Origin of the sequence: Streptomyces sp. NPDC001902 (genome assembly GCF_042891295.1) — a bacterium.
Classification (GTDB): domain Bacteria; phylum Actinomycetota; class Actinomycetes; order Streptomycetales; family Streptomycetaceae; genus Actinacidiphila.
Genome location: NZ_JBIATA010000004.1, coordinates 349,836 through 368,938 on the forward strand (window position 1 = coordinate 349,836; position 19,103 = coordinate 368,938).

At 74.2% G+C, this 19,103-nt stretch carries 18 protein-coding genes; 5 read left to right on the plus strand and 13 right to left on the minus strand.

The features are described 5' to 3' along the window. From ACFYYN_RS10405 to ACFYYN_RS10415, 3 genes are all read right to left on the minus strand, one after another. Positions 1 to 641 (minus strand): EI24 domain-containing protein (locus ACFYYN_RS10405; protein ID WP_500545422.1); only part of this gene is annotated, 641 nt, incomplete at its 3' end. Between the two features lie 39 nt (positions 642 to 680). Beyond that, entirely contained in the window at positions 681 to 1,226 is a 546-nt protein-coding gene (locus ACFYYN_RS10410) for a hypothetical protein (RefSeq protein WP_500545423.1), read from the minus strand. 189 nt (positions 1,227 to 1,415) lie between these two features. Further along, complete coding sequence (locus ACFYYN_RS10415) at positions 1,416 to 3,932, minus strand: beta-glucosidase (protein ID WP_500545424.1); 2,517 nt, start codon at positions 3,930 to 3,932, stop codon at positions 1,416 to 1,418. Positions 3,933 to 4,080: 148 nt separating this feature from the next. Here ACFYYN_RS10415 and ACFYYN_RS10420 point away from each other — a divergent pair, with 148 nt between their 5' ends. Then, entirely contained in the window at positions 4,081 to 4,704 is a 624-nt protein-coding gene (locus ACFYYN_RS10420; protein WP_500545425.1) for a TetR/AcrR family transcriptional regulator, read from the plus strand. A gap of 49 nt (positions 4,705 to 4,753) precedes the next feature. On the opposite strand, the gene ACFYYN_RS10425 is transcribed toward ACFYYN_RS10420, so the two are convergent. The 4 genes from ACFYYN_RS10425 to ACFYYN_RS10440 form a co-directional block, all read right to left on the minus strand. Then, positions 4,754 to 5,761 carry an NADP-dependent oxidoreductase gene (locus ACFYYN_RS10425; RefSeq protein ID WP_500322035.1) on the minus strand — a complete coding sequence of 336 codons (1,008 nt, stop codon included), beginning with the start codon at positions 5,759 to 5,761 and terminating at the stop codon, positions 4,754 to 4,756. Positions 5,762 to 5,942: 181 nt separating this feature from the next. Continuing rightward, positions 5,943 to 6,746: an SCO2400 family protein gene (locus ACFYYN_RS10430; protein ID WP_500545426.1), complete on the minus strand. Its 804-nt coding sequence runs from the start codon at positions 6,744 to 6,746 to the stop codon at positions 5,943 to 5,945. A gap of 50 nt (positions 6,747 to 6,796) precedes the next feature. Further along, positions 6,797 to 7,660 carry an SMP-30/gluconolactonase/LRE family protein gene (locus ACFYYN_RS10435; protein ID WP_500322032.1) on the minus strand — a complete coding sequence of 288 codons (864 nt, stop codon included), beginning with the start codon at positions 7,658 to 7,660 and terminating at the stop codon, positions 6,797 to 6,799. Beyond that, positions 7,657 to 8,433, minus strand: a complete 777-nt coding sequence (locus ACFYYN_RS10440; RefSeq protein WP_500545427.1) for an IclR family transcriptional regulator — start codon at positions 8,431 to 8,433, stop codon at positions 7,657 to 7,659. Before ACFYYN_RS10440 ends, ACFYYN_RS10435 begins: the two co-directional genes overlap by 4 nt. Before the next feature lie 235 nt (positions 8,434 to 8,668). Here ACFYYN_RS10440 and ACFYYN_RS10445 point away from each other — a divergent pair, with 235 nt between their 5' ends. Continuing rightward, positions 8,669 to 10,576 carry a glycosyltransferase family protein gene (locus ACFYYN_RS10445; RefSeq protein ID WP_500545428.1) on the plus strand — a complete coding sequence of 636 codons (1,908 nt, stop codon included), beginning with the start codon at positions 8,669 to 8,671 and terminating at the stop codon, positions 10,574 to 10,576. 91 nt (positions 10,577 to 10,667) lie between these two features. Here ACFYYN_RS10445 and ACFYYN_RS10450 read toward each other — a convergent pair whose 3' ends face one another. Further along, complete coding sequence (locus tag ACFYYN_RS10450) at positions 10,668 to 11,912, minus strand: glycoside hydrolase family 6 protein (RefSeq protein WP_500545429.1); 1,245 nt, start codon at positions 11,910 to 11,912, stop codon at positions 10,668 to 10,670. Positions 11,913 to 12,112: 200 nt separating this feature from the next. Between ACFYYN_RS10450 and ACFYYN_RS10455 the strand changes: the two genes are divergently transcribed. Further along, a complete protein-coding gene (locus ACFYYN_RS10455) occupies positions 12,113 to 12,454 on the plus strand; it encodes a chaplin (protein ID WP_499511747.1) in 342 nt (113 codons plus the stop codon). A gap of 60 nt (positions 12,455 to 12,514) precedes the next feature. On the opposite strand, the gene ACFYYN_RS10460 is transcribed toward ACFYYN_RS10455, so the two are convergent. Continuing rightward, positions 12,515 to 14,074 (minus strand): S8 family peptidase, encoded by a 1,560-nt coding sequence (locus ACFYYN_RS10460; RefSeq protein ID WP_500545430.1) that lies wholly within the window; start codon positions 14,072 to 14,074, stop codon positions 12,515 to 12,517. Between the two features lie 172 nt (positions 14,075 to 14,246). Here ACFYYN_RS10460 and ACFYYN_RS10465 point away from each other — a divergent pair, with 172 nt between their 5' ends. Both ACFYYN_RS10465 and ACFYYN_RS10470 read left to right on the plus strand, forming a co-directional pair. Then, the gene (locus ACFYYN_RS10465; RefSeq protein ID WP_499511749.1) at positions 14,247 to 14,522 is read left to right on the plus strand and encodes a chaplin; all 276 of its coding nucleotides are present in this window, start codon (positions 14,247 to 14,249) and stop codon (positions 14,520 to 14,522) included. Positions 14,523 to 14,584: 62 nt separating this feature from the next. Beyond that, entirely contained in the window at positions 14,585 to 14,878 is a 294-nt protein-coding gene (locus ACFYYN_RS10470) for a hypothetical protein (protein WP_500322023.1), read from the plus strand. A gap of 131 nt (positions 14,879 to 15,009) precedes the next feature. Here ACFYYN_RS10470 and ACFYYN_RS10475 read toward each other — a convergent pair whose 3' ends face one another. The 4 genes from ACFYYN_RS10475 to ACFYYN_RS10490 form a co-directional block, all read right to left on the minus strand. Beyond that, entirely contained in the window at positions 15,010 to 15,294 is a 285-nt protein-coding gene (locus ACFYYN_RS10475) for a hypothetical protein (RefSeq protein ID WP_499511751.1), read from the minus strand. A gap of 134 nt (positions 15,295 to 15,428) precedes the next feature. Further along, the gene (locus ACFYYN_RS10480; RefSeq protein WP_500545431.1) at positions 15,429 to 16,682 is read right to left on the minus strand and encodes a beta-ketoacyl synthase N-terminal-like domain-containing protein; all 1,254 of its coding nucleotides are present in this window, start codon (positions 16,680 to 16,682) and stop codon (positions 15,429 to 15,431) included. Further along, the gene (locus ACFYYN_RS10485; protein WP_500545432.1) at positions 16,679 to 17,977 is read right to left on the minus strand and encodes a beta-ketoacyl-[acyl-carrier-protein] synthase family protein; all 1,299 of its coding nucleotides are present in this window, start codon (positions 17,975 to 17,977) and stop codon (positions 16,679 to 16,681) included. The genes ACFYYN_RS10480 and ACFYYN_RS10485 overlap by 4 nt, the downstream gene beginning before the upstream one ends. Then, a complete protein-coding gene (locus ACFYYN_RS10490) occupies positions 17,974 to 18,870 on the minus strand; it encodes a cupin domain-containing protein (protein ID WP_500545433.1) in 897 nt (298 codons plus the stop codon). The genes ACFYYN_RS10485 and ACFYYN_RS10490 overlap by 4 nt, the downstream gene beginning before the upstream one ends. Positions 18,871 to 19,103: the final 233 nt, after the last annotated feature.

Below are 19,103 nucleotides of genomic sequence, written 5' to 3' on the forward strand. Positions count from 1 at the left end.
AACGGCACACCGAAGCCCAGCGTCAGCGCCATCCGCCCCCGCAGCATCCGCATCCGCAACCGCAACGGGACCTCACGCCGCTGGAAGGCCACCCCGCTGAGTTCGAGGGCGAGGAAGTACCCGGAGACGCAGAAGCCGATCGCGGGGACGACGGTCTGGCCGACGAAGGGGATGAAGCCTGCGGCGAACAGCAGGATGCCCCAGGCGGCGACCCGGACCAGCACCCGCAGGCTGTCCCGGGCGGACTGCAGCAGCTCCCGCCACAGCGGGACGTCGGGGGCGTCGGGCGCGCCGCCCTCGGTGACGTCGACCCGCTCGGCGAGGGACTCGTAGAAGGGCTGGCCGACCAGGAGCGTCACCGCGGTGAAGGAGATCACCGCCAGCAGCAGGCCGCCGCCGAAGGCGACCGCGGTGAGCAGCCCGCGGAACAGGCCGCGCCAGGGCGAGTCCCAGTCGTCGGCGAAGGGCGTGGCCCAGGCGGTCGCGTCATCGGCCCAGAAGGCGAGGACGACCAGTGCCGCCACGTAGCCGACGAGGGTGATCAGCGCCGGCAGCAGCCCGAAGCCGAACCAGCGGCCGTGCCGGAGCACCCAGCGCTGGCCGTCCACGAAGAGCCGTATCCCGTTGGCAAGATCTCGCATGCGCGACAGGGTATGCGAACCGCGCGCGGACGGTGGGGCTCAGACCATGACCTCGCAGTCCCGGGCGCCCGAGGGGTCCGGGTCGAAGAGGCAGACGTCGGAGCCCGTGTCGCCGGTGACGACGCCGGTGCCGGCGATGTCCTCGGCCTTCAGGAAGAGCACGTCGTCGCCCGGTCCGCCGCCCACGGTGCCGGAGTTGGCCCCGGCGTCGCCGATCAGGTCGACGAGGTCGTCGCCGTCGCCTCCGGTGACCCGCCCGCTGTTCTCGCCGTTGATCTCGATCATGTCGGCCCCGCCGCCGCCGTCGACGGTCCCCGCGTTGCCGCCGTGGACCGTGATGACGTCGACGCCGCCGGCCCCGGCGACCACGACGCCCGCGGGGACACCGCCCGGGCAGTCGATCTCGTCGAAGCCCTCGGTGCCGGTGACGGCACCCCCGGTGACCGCCCGGCCGTTCACCGTGCAGCCGGCGACGGCGGGCGCGGGCGGTTCGCCGGCCCGCGCGGAGCCGGTCAGCAGCGCGGCCGCGCCGGCCAGGACGAGAGCCCCGGCCAGGACCGGACGCGTGCGCGTACGTGCCGTCATCGCTGCTCCTCGGGTGGACGCCTGGAGTGGGGCGCGGTTGGCACGAGCGTCACGTCACGGGAGGCGGCCCGCAATCGGGCGGGGGCCGGCCGGGGGACCGCACCCGGAACGGAGCCTGACGATCCGTCATCATGCGGCGACGACCCCGCACCCCGGGGAGGCTGTCAGGGACCTCCCCGGGGTGGTGGGTCAGCCGCCCACGGCCACCGGCACCGTGAGACGGCGGTCGGCGACGCTACGCGCGACCTCGGCGGTGTACGTACCCGCAAGAGTGCGCCAGTCACCCTCCGAGGGGTCCCAGATCTGCGCGGCACGGCGGGGCAGCGCGATCCGGGCCTCCGTCACGGCGCCCGCCGGAAGCTCCACCGGGAGGAATCCGGCCAGGACGCGGGCCGGGCGCCCACCCGCCGGGTCCTCGCCCGCGGGCGCCGCCAGGTAGACCTGGACGACCTCCCGCCCGGCCCGGTCACCGGTGTTGCGCAGCCGTACGGTGAGCGTGCCCAGGGTGCCTCGCCCGCGGTCCGCTTCCGGCCCCTCCGCCGGTGCGAAGGAGGCGTCCTCGTAGGCCCAGTCGGTGTAGCCGAGCCCGTGCCCGAACGGGTACGCGGGCTCCGCCCCGGCCCGCTCCCAGGCGCGGTAGCCGATGAAGACGCCCTCGTCGTAGCGCAGGACCCCGTCCCGGGGCACGACCTCGCCGACCGGGGCGTCGGCCAGCCGGGCCGGCCAGGTGGTGGGCAGCCGGCCGCCGGGCTCGGCCGCGCCGAGGAGGACGTCGGCGAGCGCCGCGCCGGCCTCCTGTCCGGGGAACCACCCGATCAGCACCGCGGCGACCTCCTCGCGCCAGGGCATCTCCACCGGCGAGCCGGCGTTCACCACGACCACCGTCCGAGGGTTCACCGCGGCCACCGCGTGCACGAGTTCGTCCTGACGGCCCGGCAGCCGCAGGTCCGCGCGGTCGAAGCCCTCGCTCTCGACCCGCTCGGTGGTCGCGACCACGACCACCGCCACCTCCGCCTCCCGCGCCGCCGTGACGGCCTCCGCGATCAACTCGTCCCCGTCCCGCTGCGGTTCGCCGTGGACGAGCGAGAAGACGACCGCCCGGACCGGCCCCCTGCGGTCCTGGGGCAGGACGTGGGTCAGTGAGACCTCGACGGGCACCCCGGCGGTCAGTACGACCCGGCCGCGTTCGACGGGAGCACCGAACATCCCCTCGAAGGGACCGGACTCGGGCCCGGCGACCTGGGTCCCTTCGTAGACCGGCGCGCCGTCCACGACGAGCCGGAAGCCGCCCAGCCCCCGGGTCCCGAAGTGGTGGGCGCCGCTCTCGCGGGGTGTGAAGGTGCCGGTCACCTCGACGGAGCGCAGGGTGTCGTGGGTCACCCCGTCGGGCAGGTCACCGCCCATCCACTGCACGTGGCCCCCGGGCAGCGTGCAGGTGCCGAGGACCTCGCCCGCCGCACCCCGGCAGACCGCGCGCAGCGCGAAGCCCGGCCCGGCGGGCGCGAGTTCCTCGTTGGGGTCGGCGCCCACGGCGTAGGCCAAGGGGGTGCCCTCCGGCAGCGCCGCGCGCAGGCCGTCCAGCGGCGCGACCACATGGGCGGGGAAGACCTGCGCGGACCCGCCGCCGAGCACCCGGGCGTCACGCGCGGCCGCGCCGATGAGCGCGATCCCGCGCACCGCGGCGGGGTCGACCGGCAGGACGGGCCGCCCGCCGCGCGGCTCGTTGCGGACCAGGACGAAGGAGCGGCGGGCGATCTCCCGGGCGAGCGCGGGGCCGTCGATCGCGGCGGGGATCCGGTCGGCGGGCACCGCCGCGGGGGTGTCCGCCAGCAGGCCCACCCGGGCGGCGAGCCGCAGCACGTTGCGCACCGCCGTGTCCACGGCGGACTCCTCGACGCGGCCCTCGCGCACCGCGCGGGCCAGCGCCTGCCCGTAGACGGTGCGCGGTCCCGGCATGGCCACGTCGAGGCCGCCGGCGAGGGCGGCGGCGGTGTCCCGGGCGGCCGCCCAGTCGGAGACGACGAAGCCGTCGAAGCCCCACTCCTCGCGCAGCACCTCGTTCTGCAGGCGGTGGTGCTCGGTCATGGTGGTGCCGTTGACGGAGTTGTAGGCGGCCATGACGCCCCAGGGACGGGCGTCCCTGACGATGGCCTCGAAGGGCGCGAGGTAGAGCTCGCGCAGGGCGCGCTCGCCGATGACGTTGTCGACGGTGAAGCGCTCGGTCTCGGCGTCGTTGGCGACGAAGTGCTTGACGGTCGTGCCGACCCCGCCGTCCTGGACGCCCGCGACGTAGCCGGTGCCGATCTCACCGGTGAGGTACGGGTCCTCGGAGTACGCCTCGAAGTGCCGCCCGCCCAGCGGCGAACGGTGCAGGTTGACGGTCGGGGCGAGCAGGACGTGCACGCCCTTGCGGCGGGCCTCCTGGGCGAGCAGCCGCCCGGTGCGGCGGGCGAGGGCGGGGTCCCAGGTGGCGGCGAGCGCCGTGGGGCTGGGCAGCGCGATGGAGGGGTCGTCCGCGGTCCAGCGCACGCCGCGCACCCCGATGGGCCCGTCCGACATGACCAGCGAGCCCAGTCCGATCTCGGGCAGCGCGGGCAGCGACCACATGTCCTGCCCGGCCAGCAGCCGTGCCTTCGCGTCGAGGTCGAGCTTGCCCAGCGCGCGTTCGACCGCGTCGTCGAGCGGGGTTCCGGAGGTGTCGCTCATGGGGTGGACTCCTTCGTGAGGACGTGACAACCCGTCGCCTGCCTGCCTGACTGGTCGCCATCCTCCGGCCGCGTCCTGTTGATCGGTAGGTGTCGTCACCTCTTCGTTACTTTCGGCCCGTTCCCGGTACCGGGCTAGGCTCACGCCTGTGACTGCCAACGACCGCGGCCGGGGACTCGGCCGCGCGGTCCGCAACGAGGACCGCAAGGCGGAGATCATCCAGGCCGCCCTCGAAGTGATCGCCGAACGCGGCTACCGGGGGGCTTCGCTGGCCGCCGTCGCGGAGCGGGTCGGGCTCACGCAGCAGGGGCTGCTCCACTACTTCCCGACCAAGGAGGCCCTGCTCGTCGCGGTGCTCAAGGTCCGCGACCGGTGGGACATGGCCTCGGCGGCGCTGCACGGCACGGCCTGGCCGATGGAGATGGTGGCCAACCTGGTCGAGTACAACGCCACCCGGCCGGGCGTCGTCCAGGTCTTCAGCGTGCTCGCCGGCGACAGCGTCACCGAGGACCACCCGGCGCGGGAGTACTTCAGGGACCGCTACACACGGGTGCGCCGCTGGGCCGCCGACTCGCTGCGCGCCGAGTACGGCGGGACGCTGCCCGGCGGCCTCACGCCCGAGCAGGCCGCCCCGTTGCTCGTGGCCGTCATGGACGGTCTGCAACTGCAGTGGCTGCACGACCCCGGCGAGGTGGACATGCCCGCGGTCTTCCGGCGCTTCGTCGCCCTGCTCGATCCGGCCCGCGACGCCGGGGAACCCGGCGGCGCGTGAGGGGCGCACCCACCCGGGCACGCCCCTCGTCCCCCGTTCCCGCCCGCTGCTAATCGGGCAGACGCACCAGCATCTTCCCGGTGTTGTCGCCGCGCAGGACGCCGAGGAAGGCCTCCAGGTTGTTCTCGATCCCGTCGACGACGGTCTCGCGGTAGCGCAGCCTGCCCTCGCGGATCCAGCCGCCGACCTCCTGGACGAACTGCGGCTGCAGGTCGTAGTGGTCACCGACGAGGAAGCCCTCGATGCGCAGCCGGTTCTGGATGAGCCGGGACAGGTTGCGGGGGCCGGGGGCGGGCTCGGTCGCGTTGTAGAGGGCGATCATGCCGCAGACGGCCACCCGGCCGCGCAGGTTGAGGGCGCCGATGGCCGCCTCGAGGTGCTCGCCGCCCACGTTGTCGAAGTAGACGTCGATGCCGTCGGGCGCGGCCGCCGCCAACTGCTCGGCCACGGGGCCGTCCTTGTAGTTGAAAGCGGCGTCGAAGCCGTACTCCTCGACGAGGAGCTTGACCTTCTCGTCCGAACCGGCGCTGCCGATGACCCGGGAGGCACCCTTGAGCTTGGCGATCTGGCCGACCTGGCTGCCGACCGCGCCCGCCGCGCCGGAGACGAAGACCGCGTCGCCCTCCTTGAGGCCGGCGACGCGCAACAGGCCCGCGTAGGCGGTGAGGCCGGTCATCCCGAGCACGCCCAGGTAGGTGCTGAGCGGGGCGAGGTCGGGGTCGACCTTGACCGCGGTCTCCGCGTTGACCAGGGCGTACTCACGCCAGCCGAGGAAGTGCAGCACGTGGTCGCCGGGGGCGAAGCCCTCCGCGCCCGAGGCGACGACCCGGCCGACCGCGCCGCCGTGCATCGGCTTGTCCAGCCGGTACGGCTCCGCGTACGACTTCGCGTCGTTCATACGGCCCCGCATGTAGGGGTCGACCGACACGTAGAGGTTGCGCACGAGGATCTCACCGGGTCCGGGCTCGGGGACCTCGGTCTCGCGCAGCGCGAAGTCCTCGGGCTTCGGCCACCCGTGCGGCCGGGCGACCAGGTGCCATTCACGGCTCTTCGGCATGGGGGAACGCCTCCAAAGCTTTAGGTTCTTAACTAACCATGAGCCTGGATGTTTGAGGAAGTCAAATAAATCGGCATGGGCGTGTCCCGTCGCACACCGCGGCGACGGCCGGTGGGGCCGCAGGACGGAGCGGGTCGGACCGGGTCGGTGGACGAGCCGGAGAGGACGGGCCCGGTGCCCGTCAGGTGCACCACCACAGGAAACGGGTACAGGAGGGCGTCGGCTTCGGCGTGTGCGTGGGGGGCGTGGACGCCGGGCTCGAGTTCTGCGGCGCCGAGGTGGTGGGGCCCCCGCCGGCGGGGGGCTTGGTCCCGGAGCCGGCGGGCGGGTGGCTGACCGAGGCGGAGGCCGAGGCCGAGGGGGACGACGACTCCTTGTCGCTCTTGGAGGCGCTGGGCGACGCGGAGGCGCTCGCGCTCTCGGACGCCGGGGCGTCGGAGGCGGGTGCCGCCGGGTCCCCCGAGGTGTCGTCGCCGGGCGAGGAGGTCGGGCTCGGGGAGGCGCCGTCGGTCCGCGTGTCGTCCGAGGCGGCCGAACTCGCGCCCGTCACGTAGCCGGCGAGCGGGAGTTCCGCCACGCTCCAGCCGACGAGCACGATCGCGGCGCCCACCAGGGTGCCGACCAGCAGCCGGGAACGGCGGCGGGTGCGGACGCGGCGGGTGCGGGCCCGGCTGCCGGAACGGCGCGGGGAGCTCTCCGCGGAGCCCCGTCCCGCGGCCTTGCGGCGTTCCGCACGACCGCCCTCGGGCGGCGCCGCGGCCTCGCCCTCGTCGGTCCCGGGCTCCTGCACGGGCGCGTCGGCAGGCCCCTGCGCACCGAGCTGGTGAGCGGGCGTTCCGCACCCCGGGCAAGACAGGGCGCCGTTGATGTGCCGTCGGCATGCTGCGCAGTAGTCCATTGCCCCGGCAGCGTATGGGACGCGACGATACGACGTACATATGAGTTGACCGTCGATCCCGTGAAACCTCTGTGAAACCCGGGACATGCGGGTTTAGGGGCCGATCAGCCCCGAATCAACCCCGAACCACCACGGAATCAACCACCGAACGGCACATCGGGCATCCCCTGCCCGGCCCCCGGCACCACCAGCAGCGATCCCGACAGCGGCCGCTCGGCCAGCTCCCGGGCGTCAAGGCCCGTGCTCGCGGAGGTGATGTAGAGATCGGTCAGCGACGGGCCGCCGAAGGCGCAGGCGGTCGGCCGCCGTACCGGCACCTCCACGACCCGGTCCAGGTCCCCCCGCGGGGTGTAGCGGCGGACGGCGGCCCCGTCCCACAGGGCCACCCAGACGCAGCCCTCGGCGTCCACGGTGAGGCCGTCCGGGAGCCCCGCGGCCTCCTCGACCTCCGCGAACGGCCGCCGCCCGCGGACGAGTCCGGTGTCCCGGTCGACGTCGAAGACGTCGACGCGCCGGGTCGGGCTGTCCACGTAGTACATGAGGGAGCCGTCGGGGCTCCAGTCGGTGCCGTTGCTGACGGTCACGTCGTCCAGCACCGGCTCGACCGTGCCGTCCGGGGCCACCCGGCGCAGGGTCCCGCCGCCGGGCGCCTCGTCGTAGCGCATGGTGCCGGCCCACAGGGTGCCCGCGGCGTCCACGGCGGCGTCGTTGGCCCGCCGGCCGGGGACGGGGTCGCGGTGCAGCCAGCGGAAGGCACCGTCCGCGTCGTACAGCCCCACGCCGTCGCGCAGGTTCACCACCACGCCGCCGGCCGCGCGCGGCTTGGCCGCGCCGACGTGCTGCCCGGTCGCCATCACCGACTCGCCGCCGCCGGCCGGGTCGTACCAGTGCACCCGGGAGGCGAGGATGTCCACCCACAGCAACCGCGCGCCGACCGGGTCCCAGGTCGGGCCCTCACCTAGGCGCGCCCCGGCCTTGAGGGCGAGTTCGACCCCGCTCATCGCGCACCGCCCCGGTGCCCGAGGCGCTCGGACAGCTCGGCGGCCCCCTTGACGGCCAGTTCCTCCAGCTCGGCCCGGCGCTCCTCGGTCCAGCGGATCATCGGCACGGAGATGCTGAGCGCGGCCACCACCCGTCCCGCCGAGTTGCGGACCGGGGCGGCGACGCAGGAGACGTCCGGGTTGGACTCGCGCCGCTCGACGGCGACCCCCCGCTCGCGCACCGCACCGAGCTGGCGTCGCAGTTCGTCGGCCGAGGTGATGCTGTGCTCGGTCATCGCGGGCAGCGGCCCCTCGCCGGGCAGGCGTTCGTCGAGGGCGTCCGGGGGCAGCGAGGCCAGCAGCATCTTGCCGACGGAGGTGCAGTGCGCGGGCAGCCTGCGCCCGGCCGCCGACACCATCCGGACCGCGTGGGTGCTGTCCACCTTGGCGATGTAGATGACGTCGGCGCCCTCCAGGATCGCCACGTGCACCGTCTCGTCGCAGGTCTCCGCGACCGAACGGGCCACCTGCTGACCCTCGGCGGCGAGGTCCAGCTGCTCGGCGTAGCGGCTGCCGAGCTGGTAGGTACGCACGCCGAGGCGGTAGCGGCCGGACTGACCGGGCTGCGACACCAGGTAGTTGCGCGCGGCGAGGGTCGTCACCAGCTCGTGCACGGTGGTGCGCGGCAGACCCAGCCTGCGGGTGATCTCGGGCGCGGACATCGTGCCGTCGCCTTCGAGGAAGAGCTCCAGGATGTCCAGGGCTCTGGTCACGGCGGGTACGAGACGTCCCATCTCTGCTCGCTCTCTCCGGCGCCTGTTCGATATTCCGTATAGCGATCGGTATCGCGAACGCAGCGTATCCGCGCCGGGTCGTAGCGGGCAATGGCCGCGCACCGCGCCACGCCGATTGTCTGCTTGTCGGATAACTCTAGGGCCCTTTGCTACTTTCTCAGTGCCCATCAGGGGCTTTGCACCGCTTTCCCACCTTTCGGTGATTCCTTCACCTCTCTCCTCCTACGGGGTCGCCGTGACGATCACGCCCAGCAGCATGCGCAAGACGCCCAACCGGCCCGGCGGGCTCGTCCCCGCACCGGCCACCGGCGACGGCGACCGGCCGGCCCCGGTCCCCGGCGCCCCCCGCCGCTACGAGTACGCGCGCCACGGGACGCTCGCCGGACCCCTCAACGACCCCCCGCGGCCAGGGGTGCTGTACCGGGTCAGGTACCGCAGCCTGATCTCCCGCGAAGGACACCGGATCCGCACCTGGCTGCTGCTCACCGCCGCACCCCTGGCCTCGCTGGGCGTGCTGGTCTGGCTCGTGCAGCCGCGCCACTGGACGGCCCGGGAGACCGCGCCGCAGTGGGCGCACGTCGCCGACACCGCGATGCTGGTCTCCCTCGGCCTCCTCGAACTCCTCCGCCTGGTCGCCGTCCTCGCCCACGCCCATGCCACCCTGGTCGCCCGCGACCCGGTCCCGGTCGCCCCGGCACCGGGCACCCGGGTCGCCCTCCTGGTCTCCTCCGCCCCGGGCGGTGAGTCCCTGGAGGGGCTGCGGGCCACGCTGGAGGGCGCGGTACGCGTCCGGCACGAAGGCCCCGTCGACGTGTGGCTGCTGGACCAGGACGACGACCCGGAGGTCCGGCGGCTCTGCGAGACGCTGGGCGTACGGCACTTCACCCGCAAGGGCGTCGCGCGCTGGAACCACCCCAAGGGCGCCCTGCGCGCCGGTGCCCGGCACGGCGACCACAACGCCTGGCTCGACGCCCACGGCGGCGACTACGAGTTCACCGCCGGCGTCGCCACCGGCCAGGTCCCGCTCCCCCACTACCTGGAGCGGATGCTCGGTTACTTCCGCGACCCGGACGTCGCCTTCGTCGTCGGCCCGCAGGTCCACGGCGACCACGACACCGCCGTGACGAGGGCCGCCGAGAGCCACCGGTTCCACGTCCACGCCTCCGCGCAGCGGGCCGGCAACCGTTACGGCTCCGCCCTGTTCACCGGCACCACCGACGTCGTCCGCGTCTCGGCGCTGCGGCAGGCCGGCGGGATGTACGACTCCGCCGCCGGCGACCTGGCCACCGGGCTGGAGATCCACGCCCGCCGCAACCCCGCCACCGGCCGCAAGTGGCGCTCGGTCCACACCCCGGACGTGGTGGCCGTCGGCCGGGGACCGTCCTCCTGGAACGGCTTCTTCGCCCAGGAACTGCACCGCAGCCGCGGCACCTACGAGTCCCTCCTGCGGCAGTTCTGGAAGGCCCCATGGAAACTGCGCCCCGGCAGCCTGCTCACCTACACGCTGGCGGCCGCCCGTTACCCCCTCTCGGGCCTCGGCTGGATCCTCTCCGCGCTGGCCTGCGTGCTCTTCCTGGGGCTCGGTGCCTCCGGCGCCCCCTTCGACCCCACGGTGTGGCTGGCGCTCCACGGCGCCGCCGTCGCGTTCCGGATCGCCCTGTGCCTGGGGACCCGAGGGCGCAACGCCGGCCCCCACCGACCGAAGGGGTCCTTCGGCGTCGCGGGGTTGCTGATGTCCGCGGTGTCCGCCCCGCTCCACGTGCTCTCCCTGGTAGGGACGGTGCTCCGGCGCCCGCCGGGCAGGCTCGCCACGGCCGAGGGCGACCCGGCCCGCCCGGACCGGCTCGCCACCTTCCGTGTCCACCTGCTCTGGGCGGCCCTGCTCGCCGGTTCGCTGCTCGCCTCGGTCCCCCGCGGCCACGCCCACCCGGCGATGCGCGTCTGGGCCGCGATCGCGCTGCTGACCTCCCTGGTCCCGCTGCTGGTCTGGCGGTGCAGCGTGCTGCGGCGCCGGGTGGCGGGCGTCCTGGCCGCTCGGCGGGCGCGACGGGCCCGGCGTACGGCCAGGGGCCGGCACCGCGCGCCCAGGCAGCGCGCCTCCGCCCGCATGGCGGCGGTACGGCACCACATGGCGCGGCGCTGAGGAACACGGCAGGACCCGGCACACCAGGACGGCCGCCCGGTACGGGCGGCCGTCCTTGCTTCGTCCTTGCTTCGTCCTTGCTTCGTCCTCCTCAGCCAGGCACCGCGGGCCTCGACGGCGCGGCCGAGGGGGATGAGGAGGGAACGGCCGCCGAAGCCGGGGCGGACGCCGGAGCCGGGGCATCCGCCGGAGCCGGGGCGGACGCCGGAGCCGGGGCATTCGCCGGAGCCGGGGCGGACGCCGACGGGGTCCAGGTGGGTACGGCGGGGGCGGGTCGCAACGCGCGTGCCGCCGGCCGTCGCCCGGCCTCCCGGGCCAGTTCGAGCGCGTACGCCGCCCACCAGTGCCCCGCGGGCGGCGCCCCCCGGCAGGCACCGTCGGACTCACCGGGCTGTTTCACCCACAGGTAGGCGTCCACCAGCGGACTGCCGGTACGCACCGTGGGTGCGGGGCCGAGCGCCCGGTCCGGCGGATTGCACCAGGACTGCGCGTTCCTGCGCACGGCCGCCCAGGGGCCCTTGCCGTTGCGGCTGGTGTCGATGACGTAGTGGGCGCCGCCGAGCAGCCCGGACAGCCGGTCGCCGTACTGCGTGCTGACCCCGGTGGTGTGGAAGCCGGCGACGTTCAGCGCGAAGCCGTCGGCCCGGCCGATCCCGGCGAGCCGCAGCGCCGCGGCGAGCCGGCGCAGGTCGGGGACCCGCCCCGGGTTCCCCGCGTCGAGGTAGACCCTGGTAGCGGTACGTGCCTTGAGGAGCCCCACGGCCTCGGCCAGCAGCGCCGCCCGGCCCGGGGGCGGCCCGGGGGCGGCTCCTCCGCAGCCGGCCACCAGACCGGCGACCGCGTCCGGTTCGAGGACCACCACGGCCGGACGGCCGCCGATGCCGCCGGAGACGCCGGTGATCCAGCGGCGGTAGGCGGCCGCGTCGGCGGCGCCGGTCGGGCGGCGGACGCAGTCACGCCGCGGGAGGTTGTGGAGCACCAGCACCGGGATGCGGTGGGCGCGTTCGGCCGCCGCGGTGATCTGGCGGGCCTCGCCCGCGGCGTCCGGGGTCCGGTCGTCGAGCCAGGTGGCCAGCGGCTGGTCGGCGATCCGCCGCAGCAGCGCGGCGTCCGCCGTCCGGCCGCGGGCCTCCCAGGCGTCGGCCTGCCGGGCGGCCCGGCTGTCCGGGTCCACCCAGAACGGGGAGGGCCCGATGGTGGCCGGCGGGGCCTCCGCCAGGGCCGGGCCTGCGGCCCACCCCGGTGAGAGCAGCACCGCCGCTCCGGCCAGCCCGGCCACCACGCGTACGGTGCGTGCGCCGGGTCGTCGGGCACGTGCGATCGCAGCGAGAACCATGTGACCCACCGTCACATCGGCCGCCGGGCCCCGCCGCTTCTGGTGCGCCGAACGGTCGCCCGGAGACCGAATAACTGACGAAGCGTCACGTGCTATCCGAATCCGGTACGACTATTCGGGTGATCATGCGCATCCATGGACAAATCGGGTCGTTGGTCAGATCACGACCTTTGGTCCCCTCCAGTCCGAAAGGATCAGAAGTGAAGCGTTTCTCCAAGGCTGTCGCCCTGACGGTCGCCACCGGTGCCCTCGTCCTCGGTTCCGCCACCACCGCCCTCGCGAGCGGCTACGACGGCGGCGGCAAGGGCGGCAGCCACGGCTACGGCAAGGGTTACGGCAAGGGCTACGGCTTCGACGGCTACGGCTACGGCAACCGCCGCAGCGGTGCCAACGCCCGTGCCATCGCCGCCGGCTCCCCCGGCATCCTGAGCGGCAACGTCATCCAGGTGCCGATCAACGTCCCGATCAACGTCTGCGGCAACGGCCTGAACGCGATCGGCCTGCTCAACCCGGTCGCGGGCAACGTCTGCATCAACGGCTGACGCGAACCGTCACACCTGCCGGGGCCGCCGGAGGTCACGCCCTCCGGCGGCCCCGCCATGTCACAGGCCGTTCGTGTAGGCCGTCAGCCGCGCGGTGCCGTAACCGCCGTCGATGGGCACGTTGCGCAGGGCGTGACCGGTCAGCCACTGGCTGAGCGCCGTGAAGGACGCGTCCCCGTGGGTGTCCTTGTACAGGGCGGCGATCCCGGTGACGTGCGGGGCGGCCATCGACGTGCCGTCCATGTCGCGGAAGCTGCCGTTGAGGTACGCCGACAGGATGCCCATGCCCGGTGCGTGGATGTCGACGCAGGTGCCCCAGTTGCTGAACCAGGCACGGCGGTCCTCCTGGTCGATCGCCCCGACCGTGAAGGCCGTCCGCGAGCTGGCCGGGGAGACGAAGCACGCGTTGAGGTTGTCGTTCCCGGCCGCGGCCACCGGGAACACCCCGGCCGCCGCCAGGCCCTCGACGGCCCGGTTGACCGCCGGCGACCAGCGCCCGGAGAGCGACAGGTTCGCCACGGCGGGCTTCTTCGCGTTCCCGGCCACCCAGTCGACGCCCGCGATGACGGCGGAGGTCGACGTGCGCCCGACGCACGGGAAGACCCGCACCGACACCAGCGTCGTCTTGCGGGCGACACCGGTGTAGGTGCCGCCGACGACGCCCGCCACGTGGGTGCCGTGGCCGTTGCAGTCCCCGCCGTCCAGGCCGTCGCCGATCGCGTCGTACCCGGGCACGGCACGACCGCCGAAGTCCGGGTGGGAGAACTCGATGCCGCTGTCGACGATGTACGAGGTGACCTTGGCCCCGGTGGACCGCACCGAGAAACCGGTGCCCCCGAGGGCCCGGTTGTTGATCCGGGTCAGGCCCCAGGGCGTGAAGCCGCCCAGGCTGCGCACTCCCGTCGCCCGCGGTCCGGAGGAGTCCGGTACAGGGGCCGAGGGCGAGGCGGGGCCGGGTGGGGCCTGCGGGACCTGGACCGGCTTGGTCCCGGACACCGGGGAAACGGACTGCCCCGGCGCCGCGGGGTCCGGCGCGGACTGCTCGGGAGCCGTCTGTTCGGGCACCGACTGGTCCGGCCCGGCCGGTTGCGGCATCGCCTGGTCGGGGGACTGCTCAGGCGACTGCCCGGGTGACTGCCCGTCCGGTCCCGCCGGCAGGGGCACTCCCTCGCCAGGAGCCTGCTGCGGCCCCTCCTGTTGCGGGCCGGGGCCGGGGAAGTCGACGGGGCCGGACGGCTCGCCCGGGACGTCGCCCGGGTAGGGGGGCTCCAGGTCGGTGTCGGCGGGGGCGTCCTCGCCGAGCGGGATGGCGACCACCGCGTCCTGCTCCACCTGGTCGACGCCGGGCGCGGCGCGTACCCGCTGCGCCTGGGCCGGTGTGAGCCGGGCGGCGAAGCCGGAAAGCGCGTGCCGGTAGGTGAAGAGCGGCTCGACGCCCAGACCGTCCAGGACGGTCCGCGGCGCGGTGCCGTCGTCCAGGGTCACGACGTACTGGTCCGGGATCGCTCCGGGAGGACCGGGCCGTGGTTCCGCCGCGCTCGGGAGGGGCGCCGTCAGGGCGAGGGCGGGAAGAGCAGTTATCAGGGCGGCGGAGGCGGTCCGTCGCAAGGAAATTCGCATCTGCGGAGCTCCTTGACCGGTAGCAAATCTGACGACCCCCCAGGTTTCTGGTTATCAGCTGACCATCCCGGACGCCTTGTTCCGGCGGCTGTTCGGGTGACGCTCCGCATCCGCCCCGCCTTGCGCGTCGTTGACCAGACCGCACGTCAGTGACCAAGGAAAGGAAGAGCTCGTGAAGCGTCTCTCGAAGGCCGCAGTGCTGACCGTCGCGGCCGGTGTCGCGGTGATGGGCAGTGCGGGCGGCGCCCTCGCAAGCGACGGCGGCAAGGACCGCCACTACGACCGCGGCGGTGCCTCGGCCGAGGGTGCGGCCATCGGCTCCCCGGGTGTGCTCAGCGGCAACGTCATCCAGATCCCGGTCAACATCCCGGTCAACGTCTGCGGCAACGGCATCAACGCCGGCGCGCTGCTGAACCCCACGGCCGGCAACGCCTGCTTCAACGTCTGACGGCAGCGCCCGCCCCCGGGCGCCCCGCCATCCGTCCGCACCTCATTCTGGAGCTTCGCAACATGCTGAAGAAGGCACTCGCCTGCGCCACTCTCGCGGTGGCCGCCGCGGGCAGCGCCGCGGCCCTCGCGCCGACCGCACAGGCCTCCGACGTCCACGGTGGGAACTACTCGCAGAACGTCAACGTCCTGCCGCACCTCTGCCTGGACGTGAAGCGGGTCTACGCCCTCAACCCTGTCGCGCTCGACGCGCTGACCGAGACCAGCGGCCAGCAGTGCAACGAGAAGTCCAGCGTGGTGGACGCGCACAAGTCGGCACTGTCCGACCTCGCCGACGTCGGCGCGTACCAGAACTGATCCGGGCGGGATCCACGGCGGCCGTCCCCGGCGTACGGGGGCGGCCGCCGCTCGTGCGTGCCGGCACGCACGGGAGAAGGGCCCGGCCCCACGGAACCCCGTGGGGCCGGGCCCTTCGTGTGCCCGGTCCCTCAGTTCTGGTAGGCCCCGGCGTCGATCAGGTCGGACAGCGCGGACTTGTGCCCGTCGACGACCTTCGACTTCTCGTTGCACTGCTGGCCGCTGGTCTCGGTCAGCAGGTCGACGGCGAGGGGGTTGAGGGCGTAGATGCGCTTCACGTCCAGGCAGGGGTGCGGGATCAGGTTGACGTTCTGCGAGTAGTTCCCACCCGAGGTGTCGGAGGCCACGGCGGCGGGGACGACGGCGCCGGTGGCCGCGACGGCGAGAGAAGCGCAGGCAAGAGCCTTCTTCAGCATGGGGAGTTTCTCCTCTGGGAGTTCAACGACGTCCTCCGGACGCCGACATCAGGAGCAACGCCCCCCGCCGGGTGGACGTGACGGTCATTGCTCCAGGTTTTCCCTCTTTCACTCCCAGGCCGTAGGGCACGCCGCTAATACGAGGAGTCCGCGACCAACGACCCGAGGACGACGGCGCTGTTGAACCCGCCGGTGCCGCGGGCCAGCACCACGGCCGTCGTCAGCCGTTCCGGCCGTGTCCAGCGGGTGACCAGGCGGACGCCGTACCGCTCGCGGGCGGCCCTCGCGTCGCCGCCCCGGGTGGGCGGGATCACGCCGGTGCGCAGGGCGAGGGCGGCGGTCACCGCGTCCAGCGCGCCGGCGCCGGAGGTCAGCCGGCCGACGCCCGCCTTGGGCACCGTCACCGGTAGCTCCGCCAGCCGGTCGCCGAAGACCCGCTGGAGCGCCGCCGCCTCGGCCGCGTCCCCGGCCGGGTCGCCGGCGCCGTCGGCGAAGACCACGTCCACGTCCCCGGGAGCACGCCCGGCCTGCTCGAGCGCCGTGGTGACGGCCCGGGCCAGCTGGACGCCGTCGGGCGCGGGCGCCGTGTGGTGGTGCGCGTCGTGCGTGGCGGCGTGGCCGAGCAGTTCGGCGTAACCGCGCACCCCGCGCTCGGCGGCGTGCGCCTTCTCCTCCAGGACCATCAGGGCACCGCCCTCGCCGGGGACGAACCCCGAGGCATTCGGGCTGAAGGGCAGGTAGGCCCGTTCGGGGTCGGTGCCGCGGTGCACCGTGGGCAGGGTGGACTGGCAGGCGAGCGCGAAGGGCGACAGCGGCGCCTCGGTGCCGCCGACGATCACGGCCTTGCCGCCGCGCCGCAGCCGCCGCCAGGCGTGCTTGAGCGCGTCCAGGCCGCCCGCGCCGTCCGCGGCGACGACGCCGCAGCCGCCGGTCAGCCCGTGCCGGATGGAGATCTGGGCGGCGCCGGCCGCGTGGAACCAGGCGATGGACTGGTGGGCGCCGGCCTGGCCGGGCTGCCGTGCCCACAGGGCGTGGGTCTCCCGCTGGCCGGACTCGTTGCCGCCGGAGCCGCTGGAGGTGACCACCGACAGGTGGAACGGGGGGTGGTCGGCGGGCCGCAGCGCCGCGTCGGCCAGCGCCATCTCGGCCGCGGCCAGGGCGAACCAGGTCCAGCGGTCGGTCTCGGCGCGCAGGGTGTCGTCGATCCAGCGGGCGGCGTCGAACCCGGTGACCTCCCCGGCCAGCACGACCGGGGAGCGGCTCGCGTCGGGCCTGCCGATCGGCCGGATGCCGTTGCGCCCGGCGACGGTGGCCCGCCAGTAGGGGCGGACCCCGACGCCGGTGGGGGCGACGACCCCGAGTCCGCTGATGACCGCGCGTGTGGTCATGCCTCCGCCTCCCGTTCACGGTCCGGCTCCAGGGCCGAGAAGACCATCGCCGACTGGAGACCGCCGAGCCCACAGGCCACCGACAGTGCGTGCCGCACCCGCCGTTCGCGGGCGAGGACCGGGGTGTAGTCGAGGTCGCACTGCGGGTCGGGCCGCAGGAGGTTGGCGGTCGGCGGGATCACCCCCCGCCGGACGGCGAGGGCGCAGGCGGCCATCTCCAGGGCGCCCGCCGCGCCGAGGCAGTGGCCGATGACGGACTTGACGGAGCTGACCGGGACCTTGCGGGCGTGCTCGCCGAGGGCGCGCTTGTACGCGGCGGTCTCGTAGCGGTCGTTCTGCACCGTGCCGGAGCCGTGGGCGCTGATCCAGTCGAGCTGTTCGGGGGCGATGCCGGCTTCCGACATGGCGGAGATGACCGCCTCGCTCAGGTCGTAGCCGTCGGGGCGCAGACCGGTCATGTGGTAGGCGCCGGTGCGGTTGTCCCAGCCGCGCACCTCGCAGTAGACGGACGCGCCCCGGGCACGGGCGTGCTCCAGTTCCTCCAGGACGAGCACGGCGCCGCCCTCGCCGAGGACGAAGCCGTCGCGCCGGGCGTCGAAGGGCGCCGGCGTCCGCTCGGGGTCGCCGGTGAAGGCGGTGGTGGCGCGGATCGCGTCGAAGCAGGCCACCGTGACCGGGGAGATGGGCGCCTCGCCCGCGCCCGCCAGCATGACGTCGGCCTCGCCGTCGCTCAGCGTACGGAAGGCGCAGCCGATCGCGTCGACGCCGGAGGTGCAGCCGGTGGAGACGACCGAGGAGGGACCGTGCAGACCGTGCCGCAGCGAGAGTTCGGCGGCGGCCGAGGAGGGGTGCATCGCCCGGTGGAGGAAGGGCATGCCGTGGTCCGGGCTGACCTCCCAGTGGCGGCCGCCGTCGCTGGCGACCACGTACTCGTCCTCCAGGGTGACGGTGGCGCCGACGGCGGTGCCGAGGCAGACCCCGATGCGGTCGGTGTCCTCGGCTTCCGTGCGCAGCCCGCTGTCGGCGAGCGCCTCGGCGGCCGCGGCGAGCGCGAACTGGGCGAACCGGCCGTTGCGGCGTATCTCCCGGGGGGTGAGCCCGGCCGCGAGGGGGTCGAAGTCGGCTTCGGCGGCGATCCGCGAGCGGTACCGCGAGGGGTCGAAGCGGGTGATCCGGCGGATCGCCGGCCTGCCCCCGACGATCCGCTCCCAGAACGCCTCCCGCCCGACGCCGCCGGCGGCGACGGCTCCGACGCCCGTCACCACCACCCTGCGCGCGGTACGGCCTGCGGTCACCGGTCGACCAGTTCGCGGCCCGGCGCCGGGCCCTCCGTCGCCGGACCCGTCGCGCGGGCGATGGCGGCGGCTTCCTCGCGGGTCTCGGTGTCGACGTGCCCCAGTTCCGGACGCGGCGCGAGCGGGGCCAGGAAGAACACGGCGCGGGCCACCGCGTCGGAGGTGTTCACCAGCCGGTGACGGACCCCGCGCGGGACGAGCAGGGCCTCGTTGGCGGCGACGCTGCGCGGGCAGCCGTCGAGGTCCACCCGCACCTCGCCCTCGACGACGACCAGTTGCTCCTGCGAGTACGGGTGGTAGTGCTCGGCGACGGCCTCGCCCGGACCGACGGTGACCATGCCGCAGAACCCGTCCGTCGTGCCGACCGAGGTGGTGGTCAGCAGGGTGCGGATGTCGCCGCCGCGGCGGGTGTCCGCGTGGGTGTCCAGGGTGCCGACGGGACGGATCCGGCGGGACTCCAGCCGGTCCTTGACGAGCTGCATCTGGACGCGGGAGTTGCTGTTGATGCGTTGCCGCATGCCCTCGTCGTCGACGGGCGCGTCCACCTTCATCCGGAAGTCCTGCAGCCAGCGCATGCGGGTGCTCTCCGGGCCGAGTTCCTCGTACTGCCAGTAGATGTTCATGAACTCGAACGGCCCGGTCTCCAGCCGCCGGGCCCGCACGGTACGGGTGGCCGGGTCGGCGGTGCGCTCGGACACCCAGGACCAGACGCGGCCCTTCTCGTCGGGGTGCATGGTCAGGCGGAAGCGGGTGGTGTCGCCCTCCTGGGAGATGATCTCGGCCTCGGCGTACTCGCTGAACAGGGTGGGCCAGCCGGCGACGTCGTTGGTCCGCAGCCACACGTACCGCAGGGGCGCGTCGATGACGATCTCGTTCTCGGTGTGCATCGTCATCGGGTCCGCACCTCCGCCGCGGGATGGCCGGACTGACGTTCCGTCACTGAGGTCATGGGGGCACTACCTCCAACCGAGCGGGCCGAATAATCACACAATCGGTCCCCGCGGTGACGGAACGTGTCACGCCCTCGCGGCCCGCTCCACCCGTACGGGGGCACACTTCGTGAGGGCCCGTCAGCGGCGCTCCGGCGCCGGTCGACGCGGGCGTGCGGGACCTCCGCCTCCTCCCC